Here is a 4,958-nt window from a genome sequence, read left to right as displayed (position 1 = left end):
AAAGCGGCGCCGTGCTCACCAAAGTGACGCCGTGCCCCATGAGACCAGTGAAATATTCGATCTTGATGGCGGGTCCGTGAGCACGGTGAATGTGCCGTCTTGCGCGTCTTGAGAGTCGCGCAACAGCGGCTTGCAAGAATTTGACAGTAATGTCGAGATGTTCCGGGCTTGTTCCGGCTATAGATGGTTCCTCGCCCAAGGAGGGTTCGCCTTGATGGAAAAGACGGGAAAGACTGGGGAGGCGGGAAAAGCCGGCCCGGAGTTCGGTCCGTTGGCGGCCCTGGCCGGTGAGTGGGAGGGCAACCAGGGGGTGGACGTTGCCTTCGGCAACGCCGAGGGCACGATTATCGAGACCCCGTACCGCGAGAGGGTCACCTTCAAGCCCTTCGGTCCCGTGGACAACGGCCCGCAGTGTCTCTACGGCCTCGACTACCACATGGCCGCGTGGCGGGCCGGCGAGGAGAAGGCGTTCCACACTGAGATCGGCTACTGGCTGTGGGACGCCGATCTCGGCCACGTCATGCGGTGCTTCATGGTGCCCCGCGGTACGGTCCTGATCGCTGGTGGTGCCGTGGCGCCGGACGCGACCGACTTCACCCTGCGGGCGCAGGCCGGCTCCCCCACATACGGTATCCTGTCCAATCCCTACCTGGCTCGCGCGGCGAACAGCATCCGCTACGAGGTGAGCATCACCGTCACCGATAACGGGAGCTTCGCCTACACCTCCACGACCACCATCGATCACGAGCGGGTGTCCGACCCGGTCGCCCATACGGACCGCAACGTGCTGCGGCGCCTGTCCGACGCTTAGCCGCCCGGCTCAGCCGCTCGGCTTATCGGCTTAGCCGCCCGGCGCACCGAGCGAAGTGTGTGCCTCGTACTTTCGGCCGATCAGGAGCGGCATCGGTTCTCGTACCGTGATTGGGTGCACGCCCTTCTTCGCTCGGTGTGGGACGAGCCTCCTCCTCCCCGCCCGCCGTCGCGGGTGTGGCGGGACTGGGCACTCGTGGGGGTGCTCGCGCCGGTCGCGGTGCTCGAAGGAGTTCTGCGACCGGACGTTCCATGGCGGGCCGTCTCGGTGATTCTCGCTGTCGGGTTGCTGCCCACGTTGTTGTGGCGCCGGACCAGACCGCTGCTGATGGTCGCGATCGTCTTCGTCACCGCCGGCCTGGTCTCCCTGGTGACTGGTGGCGAGCCAAAACTGCAGGTGATCGTGTATGTGCTCGTGTTGCCGTACTCGTTGTACCGGTGGGGGTCAGGGTGCGAGGCCGTGATCGGCTCGCTGATCCTGATTGCCAAGGTCTGCCTCTCGATGGTCCTCGGCTACCTCAGCGTCGCCGACGCGATCGCCGGATTCGCCGTCTTGTCCGCGGCCGCCGCACTGGGCGGAGCGTCCCGGTACCGGGCCAGGGCGAGGATCCGTGAGCTCAACCAGGTCAAGCTGCTCGAACGCGAACGGCTGGCCCGCGACCTGCACGACACTGTCGCTCATCACGTCTCGGCGATTGTGATCCGCGCCCAGGCGGGCCTTGCGACATCGGCATCGCGACCGGAAGCCGCGACCGAGGCACTCCGCGTGATCGAGGCCGAGGCGTCGCGCACGCTGGCCGAGATGCGCGCCGTGGTCCGCGTCCTGCGTCGGAACCAACCGGCGGACCTGGCGCCCAGCCCGGAGATCGCCGATCTCGAACAGCTCGCGAGCCGCGACCGTGCCGGTCCGTCTGTCGACGTGGAGATCCTCGGCGACCTCGACGACCTTCCTCCATCGGTCGGTGCCGCGATCTACCGCCTCGCCCAGGAGTCGGTCACCAACGCCCGACGACATGCTCGTCACGCCTCGCGTATCGAGGTCTGCGTCGCCGCCGACGACACGATGGTGCACCTACGCGTGAGCGACGACGGCGACACCAGCACCACCCGCCCGACCGCGCCACCGGGCTACGGGCTCACCGGCATGATCGAACGTGCTCACCTGCTCGGCGGCACCTGCGAAGCTGGCCCGGCCCCCGATCGAGGCTGGACCGTGACGGTCGCGCTCCCTCGAACAGGCTGGGCGACATGAGCATCCGAGTGATCATCGCCGACGACCAGGAAATCGTCCGTACCGGGCTCCGGATGATCCTCGACGCCCAACCGGGCATCGAGGTCATCGGCGAGGCCGCTGGCGGGCGGCGAGCCGTGGAGCTCGCACAGCGCCTACGTCCCGATGTCTGCCTGTTCGACATTCGGATGCCCGGCCTGGACGGCATCGAAGCCACCCGTTGTCTCGCCGGACCGACTGTCGACGACCCCCTCGCCGTCGTCGTTATCACGACCTTCGATCTCGATGACTACGTCTACGCTGCCCTCAGAGCCGGCGCCCGGGGCTTCCTGCTCAAAGAACGCCGGCCCTGACCTGCTCGCCCAGGCCGTCCACGCCGCCGCGGGCGGCGACGCGCTCATCGCCCCGAGCATCACCGCGCGACTACTTGAGGCCTTCGCCGACGCCGGGCCAGCCGCACCGCCGGTGCAACCCGTCGAGCCGCTCACGGACCGAGAAGAGCAGATCCTCGCCACCGTGGCACGTGGGCGCACCAACAGCGAGATCGCCGGCGAATTCCACATCACCCTCAGCACCGTCAAGACCCACATCGCCAGCCTCATGGCTAAGCTCGGCGCCCGCAACCGCGTCGAGATCGCCATGTGGGCCTACGAGACCAAGCGCGTTACCAACCGATTCGGGCCCGGTATCGCTCGCGGACGATGACACGCGGGTGACCGAAGTTCAGCGCGGCCGACACGGATCTCATCGGCCAGACACGGATCTCATCGGCCAAAAGTACGGCCTTGCGGTCGGATGATCGGCCGACTCGGCTCAGGCCCTTCCACCGATGAGCCGCGCCACCTCGATCGCCACAATCGGGTCATGGCCGACGAGAGCATGACCAGATGAGTCCCCTCCCGCGGTCGCCGCGAAACAGCCGGCTGACGGATAGCCGGCTGACCGGATGACGGAAAGGGACTGTCGCTGTGACCCCCTCCACCAGGACAGAGTGGCGCGTCCCCGCGGCGCTGCTCGCGCTCACCGCCGTTCCGATAGTGGCCGGTTCCGTGCGTCTGACCGACCTGGCCGGCGGTGCGGAAGTCACGCCGGAAAACGCGCGCTTCTTCGCGGCACCTGTGCCCGTGGTGCTGCATATCATCAGCGTCATCCTGTACAGCACCCTGGGGGCCTTCAAGTTCGTCCCCGGTTTCCGCCGCCGACGGCCCGGCTGGCACCGCGCGGTGGGGCGGCTCCTGGTTCCATGCGGGCTTACCGTAGCGTTTTCGGGTCTATGGATGACCCTGTTCTATCCCCGCCCCGAAGGCGACGGCGATCTCCTTACTGGCTTCCGGCTCGTGTTCGGCTCGGCCGTTGCGGTGTCCATCGTCCTGGGCTTTGCCGCGATCCGGCGGCAGGATATCGCCCGGCACCGTGCCTGGATGATTCGTGGTTACGCAATCGCGCTGGGCGCGGGCACGCAATTCTTTACCCATCTGCCCTGGATCCTGATCGCCGGGAAGCCAGCCGGGCTGAGTAGAGCACTGCTCATGGGAGTCGAAATGAAATAACTTGCGCGTTTCGAACCCTCCACAGGCCTGTGACCTGCGATGATGCTCTCGATCACATATTTGTTACTTCATTACGTCCCCATGGCCGCCGGCTGGATGATCAACATTGCCGTGGCCGAATGGATCATCCGTAAGCGGCTGACCAATCCGCCCCACGTGTCCACTCACGGATGACCCCGTGGTTTTCCGATCGGTGTCCGCGTCGAACTGCGCAACCTCCTCAACGTGGCGACCGGCCTGCGACTGCCGGCCGCGGAGGTGTTCGACTACCCGACGTCGACCGCCCTCGCCGGGTACCTCGACGGCGAACCAATATCAAAATGATGGAAAGGAAGATCGCAACACAAGATGATCGCTACAATGTCGACCAGTTGGAGCAACACGCCGCCACCGTGTCATGGCTCGGATACGTCACGTCGGCCGACTTCTGGAACCGGACGTTTCAGACGTCGACAGGCCAGCGTCGAGGGCGTCAACGTCGATGACATCATCGCCCGCTGGATGGCCGCCGGTGGTCGCACTGACGCTGGCGCGCGACACTCCGACCGGCGTGCCGGCGCGGGCGATCGACGCCAGAACGACCTTCGCCGCGGGGGTGCCCGTCGGGCGAGTCGCGATGACGCGCCGGGCCAGCACACAGAACAGCAGCGTGATGCGGCGGACATCGGAGCCGAGCAGTTCCGTGAAGAGCGCGATCGCCTCGGCGCTCGGCGGGTTCTCGACCGGGACGACCGTGCGGTGACCGGACCCGCCGGTGCGGTCCGCGTGAAAGCACTGGTCGGGCTGTTACCGAGACCCGGTGTCGGGTTTGCTGCGGAGGGTGGTTATGCTGCTCGCTGCTGTCATGTGGTCTTGGACGCGGGGGTCTTGGGCCAATGCCAGTGAATTAAGAACCGCACCGACAAGATCCACTTTGAGTGATTGATCTTGTTGGTGCAGTAGCCGTCGGGGAGCGGTCATATCGGTCGCGGTAGAATTCCGTGGTGACGAGTAAGAATGGGTGTGGCGGGCCGGTCGGCAGGTTGGGGGACGTAATGAAGTAACAAAACAAATACGTGATCGAGAGCATCATCGCAGGTCACAGGCCTGTGGAGGGTTCGAAACGCGCAAGTTATTTCATTTCGACTCCTTGACGGATAATATTTCGCTCGGGGTGTTTACTGGCTTCGTTCACCATGATCTTGTGGACGATGTTCTGGTGACGACGGGCCGGGTTGAGAAACGGTCCCGGAAGCTGCCCGCGCGGGTGATGGTGTATTTCACGCTGGCGATGTGGCTGTTCTTCGATGACGACTACGAGGAGGTGATGGAGAAGCTTGTCGCGGGTCTGAAGGTGTTCGGCTGGTGGCGGGACTGGGAGGTAAACA

The 4,958-nt window shown here is 65.3% G+C and carries 7 protein-coding genes and 1 pseudogene; 7 read left to right on the top strand and 1 reads right to left on the bottom strand.

The annotated features are described in order from the left end of the window. Positions 1–214 precede the first annotated feature (214 nt). The 6 genes and pseudogenes from ACY45C_RS13235 (at position 215) to ACY45C_RS13210 (ending at position 4,076) form a co-directional block, all read left to right on the top strand. Complete coding sequence (locus ACY45C_RS13235; RefSeq protein ID WP_462187923.1) at positions 215–811, top strand: heme-binding beta-barrel domain-containing protein; 597 nt, start codon at positions 215–217, stop codon at positions 809–811. Between the two features lie 114 nt (positions 812–925). After that, positions 926–2,062 (top strand): sensor histidine kinase, encoded by a 1,137-nt coding sequence (locus tag ACY45C_RS13230; RefSeq protein WP_462187922.1) that lies wholly within the window; start codon positions 926–928, stop codon positions 2,060–2,062. Beyond that, positions 2,059–2,746: pseudogene (locus ACY45C_RS13225) on the top strand (response regulator). Before ACY45C_RS13230 ends, ACY45C_RS13225 begins: the two are co-directional and overlap by 4 nt. A gap of 263 nt (positions 2,747–3,009) precedes the next feature. Then, positions 3,010–3,591 (top strand): DUF2306 domain-containing protein, encoded by a 582-nt coding sequence (locus ACY45C_RS13220; RefSeq protein WP_462187921.1) that lies wholly within the window; start codon positions 3,010–3,012, stop codon positions 3,589–3,591. Positions 3,592–3,630: 39 nt separating this feature from the next. Next, positions 3,631–3,765 (top strand): hypothetical protein, encoded by a 135-nt coding sequence (locus ACY45C_RS13215; RefSeq protein WP_462187920.1) that lies wholly within the window; start codon positions 3,631–3,633, stop codon positions 3,763–3,765. Next, entirely contained in the window at positions 3,762–4,076 is a 315-nt protein-coding gene (locus ACY45C_RS13210; RefSeq protein ID WP_462187919.1) for a DUF6766 family protein, read from the top strand. The genes ACY45C_RS13215 and ACY45C_RS13210 overlap by 4 nt, the downstream gene beginning before the upstream one ends. On the opposite strand, the gene ACY45C_RS13205 is transcribed toward ACY45C_RS13210, so the two are convergent. Then, positions 4,003–4,269 carry a hypothetical protein gene (locus tag ACY45C_RS13205; protein ID WP_462187927.1) on the bottom strand — a complete coding sequence of 89 codons (267 nt, stop codon included), beginning with the start codon at positions 4,267–4,269 and terminating at the stop codon, positions 4,003–4,005. The two genes, ACY45C_RS13210 and ACY45C_RS13205, sit on opposite strands and share 74 nt — an antisense overlap. 451 nt (positions 4,270–4,720) lie before the next feature. Here ACY45C_RS13205 and ACY45C_RS13200 point away from each other — a divergent pair. Continuing rightward, positions 4,721–4,958: transposase domain-containing protein (locus tag ACY45C_RS13200; RefSeq protein ID WP_462187918.1), on the top strand; the 238-nt coding region annotated here is incomplete at its 3' end.

It is taken from the genome of Frankia sp. CcWB2 (genome assembly GCF_977927585.1).
The sequence above is the reverse complement of the archived record's forward strand: the minus strand, read 5'-3'. Positions and strand labels throughout refer to the sequence as shown.

What these genes read in the sequence shown, in the direction of transcription:
- ACY45C_RS13235 (WP_462187923.1), top strand. Translation starts at nt 215, where the DNA reads ATGGAAAAGACGGGAAAGACTGGGGAGGCGGGAAAAGCCGGCCCGGAG.
- ACY45C_RS13215 (WP_462187920.1), top strand. Translation starts at nt 3,631, where the DNA reads ATGATGCTCTCGATCACATATTTGTTACTTCATTACGTCCCCATGGCC.
- ACY45C_RS13210 (WP_462187919.1), top strand. Translation starts at nt 3,762, where the DNA reads ATGACCCCGTGGTTTTCCGATCGGTGTCCGCGTCGAACTGCGCAACCT.